Consider the following 3,438-nt stretch of genomic DNA (forward strand, 5'->3'; position numbering starts at 1 on the left):
GAAATCCAAAACTTTCTGACCAGTCCGTTATCAAACGCCATTTCCAACTCGGATACATGCTTTATCCTTCTGTCCAAGTTTCAGCAACGCTTCAAGCAACCGCTGATTCCTTTCCTCTAGTAGAGTAATCAATTCCTCACTGGGAATTACATTTGATTTGCTCGAATTGCATGTCTGATGGGAGAAGACCAGGTTCCCACTCGCAAAAATCAACAAATATTGACAAACACAAATAACCCACTTTATTATGTAGTGGGGGCATGTTTTTTCCATAAGCAATCCTACTAAAGTCCTCACTGTTCTAATCAGTGCTAAATAAATTGAATGTAAAGTGAGGGTTTCAATGAAAAATCTAACCAAAAAAGAACTCATTCGACTCTTAGATAAAGGTAATCCAATTGACGAAAAGGTATTTGAACAAGTAGATGGTGAAGCTTTTGCTTCATCAAACAATGAACTCAATATCGGACAAATAAGAGAAACATACAATTTACTGGTACCTAAAACAACTTGGACAAAAGTTGACTATGAAATAAAGTTTAAGCAACTATTACTTGAAGGAACAACTCAAGATAATAATGGTGATGGTCAATTACTCCTAAATTTAGATGGAGTAACCAATATGAAATATACTACAACATCAGATGCCATCTCACAGCTTTTTCAAGACATCAGCATGAGTCCATATGCTAAACATCTTTTAAAAGACGCTGATACACACTATGACTTGATTCAACACAACTACAATTATTGGTTTGGTGAAAATGGCCTTTTATCTGAAAACAATGTATTAGTTAGAACTGTGATTGAACATAATCAACCAATAATTAGATGTTTCGCTACTCCAAAATACCAACAAATAGATAATCATATCCTATTATATTGTACTATTTGGGCACTTGATAAATTGAAATTCAATTTCACCTTAACATCTCAAAAGCTTGATCATTCTAATATGGAATTAAATTTCTTGTCAAATGAATATTTTGACTTAGATGGTGTGGGGAAATTATCTTATGGATTTAAAGTACGAAACTCTGAGTCCAAAATTCACACAGTAGAGATACATCCCACTTGCAACGTTACAAATAAAGACGGTTCCAGCGTTCCCTTAATCTTAGACAAAACAATTAAAATTAAACATATGGGGAGTGAGATCACTCCAGCAATTAAAAAAATACTTGAGTTAGAGTACCTTCCAGAGCATATAAAAAATGTAAAGTCTACTATATTAGCTATTAAGACTAAGAAAATTGATCAATTTCTAGCCTACAAAATTCAACAGGAACTAATTAGGATTATAGGAAAAACAGCTTTTAAAAAGTATCAGGATAAGTATTTTGAAGTCTCATCAAATAATACTTATTCTCTCTTACAATTTTTCGGAAAGTTGGGTGATTTACCAGTCGAAAATGATGAAAAGAAACTTATGGTTGAAAGTATGTTCTGGAGTGTCATTAAATCTCTGAATGAATAAATGAAATAATTCCAATTTTAGTCTATCTTCCTTAATTTTAAAGCTTACAGTTTAAAGCCACCCACATATCAGGTGGTTTTTTGTTTCGTAAGAAATTTATGGCTCTTCGCTATACTCGTGGCTAAAGTTACGGTTTCTAGACTAATAGAGCGATTTGACATGGAGCCTCTGCGGGCATGAGTACTCGCGAAAGCCGCGAAGCATAAGGACTTCGCGTTGCTAACCAGCTTATCATGCCCGCCTCTCTATATAAAATCGCAGTCTCTTTACCCCATTCGATGTAGCGAGGAAGCAAATTTATTTCGGTTTTAAATGGTTAGTTTAATGATTGAGCGAGATGAAGGTAAGGTTGCCCCTTTGTCAAGTTTTTTTATAGCCTATCAATGTAGTTATTCCTAAACCAAACGTAATAGCTTAGTGAAATAGAGGTCTATTTACCCATAATAAAGGTAGGTTGCCGAGTCTGAATTACCAATAAATAAATAAAAATAGTTCCAATTACCTGTATGTTGTAGTATGATGATGGTAATAAATTCTTCATTTCGTATTTAGACTTATGAATAGAGAATTTGTCGTAGATACTCGATTTCTTATGGAGGAGGAAGATTATGAGATTGGTTAAATTCAGCGTAACAAACTATAAGGTCTTTAAAGAGAAATTTACAATTGATTTCTCAAAAGATTCTATTGTTATTCTAACTGGGAGAAATAACACGGGTAAGTCAACTATTTTAGAAGCCATCAACTGCTTTTTCCAAAAAGAAACTAAAGCAAAAACCATCCCAAATGACTGTTTTTCAGTGCGTAGAACAGATATAACGCTTGAAGCTGTATTTGAATCTGATGAAGACCAGATAACTATTAAAAAGAAGTACAAAGAAGAAAGTGCCCCAAGTTTTTGTGACGAGAAGGGCAAAGAAATCAAAAAAACGCACGAATTATACGATAAGTTGGAGGAAATCTTAAACAATAAGCCTTTTTACATAACTCCCTCCATGTTACCTGATGACATAAACGACCTAATTCAAGATATATACTCTGAAATAATAAAAAATGATCTCTTAAAACTCGAAGATTTCAATGGAGACGCAGAAGAAGATAAGGATACCTCTATATTGGCTCAAGAGTATTCAAGCTTGAAAAAAGCATATCCTGCGTTTTTAAAAAAAATTAAGCAAAACACAGACAGCATACTATCACAGGTAAGTAACGATGTTTCCAATAATCTAAGAATACTATTTTCTAATAACCATCTATCACTAAATGTTGTAGGCGGCGAAAGTGAAGGATTTTCATCAGCCGACTTATTGAAGTCTACAAATTCAAGCGTACACATTGATAGCAATAAACAATCCAAAATGCCTTTAGCCAACCAAGGTACTGGACTTCAAAGAATGAGCCTAATATACCTAATACAGAACATGATAGAGAAAAAACTTCTCGGCGAAAATGACAACAAATTACTGCTTATAGATGAGCCAGAAGCATTCTTGCATCCCGAAGCAGTTCGTGCATTAAGTCGTTCGCTCTATCAAATAGGCAAAAAAATGCCATTAATGATCTCGACTCATTCTCCGATACTTATAGATTTATCGGAAAGACACACCTCTATTCAAGTTTTCAGAGTTGGCGAAAAAGAAGCTATCCAGTTGTATAAATCGGTAAGTGAACAATTTGACGATGATGATATAGCAAACATGAAAATCCTAAATTACGTAGACTCTTATGTGAATGAATTCTTTTTTGCTGACAGAGTAGTAATTGTGGAAGGTGATACTGAATATATTGCTTTCAAGCATCTTGCCAAAGAAAGAGACACTAACATTCATATTATTCGTGCTAGAGGTAAGGCTACCATTGTAACTCTAATGAAAGTTCTCAATCAATTTAATTCTTCTTACGATGTGCTACATGATGTAGATAATCATGACAAGCATTCTGCTTCTACACTTAAAGCTCAG

Annotated in this window: 2 protein-coding genes; both read left to right on the forward strand. The window is 34.1% G+C overall.

Annotated features, from left to right (window positions below; all coding sequences use genetic code 11):
- The first annotated feature begins 343 nt into the window (after positions 1-343).
- A complete protein-coding gene (locus ACIFO6_RS20290) occupies positions 344-1,477 on the forward strand; it encodes a hypothetical protein (protein WP_430043299.1) in 1,134 nt (377 codons plus the stop codon).
- 608 nt (positions 1,478-2,085) lie between these two features.
- Positions 2,086-3,438 (forward strand): ATP-dependent nuclease (locus ACIFO6_RS20295; RefSeq protein WP_430043301.1); only part of this gene is annotated, 1,353 nt, incomplete at its 3' end.

This window comes from Paenibacillus sp. NRS-1781 (assembly GCF_050467745.1).
Lineage (GTDB): Bacteria > Bacillota > Bacilli > Paenibacillales > Paenibacillaceae > Paenibacillus > Paenibacillus terrae_A.

What these genes read in the sequence shown, in the direction of transcription:
- ACIFO6_RS20290 (WP_430043299.1), top strand. Translation starts at nt 344, where the DNA reads ATGAAAAATCTAACCAAAAAAGAACTCATTCGACTCTTAGATAAAGGT.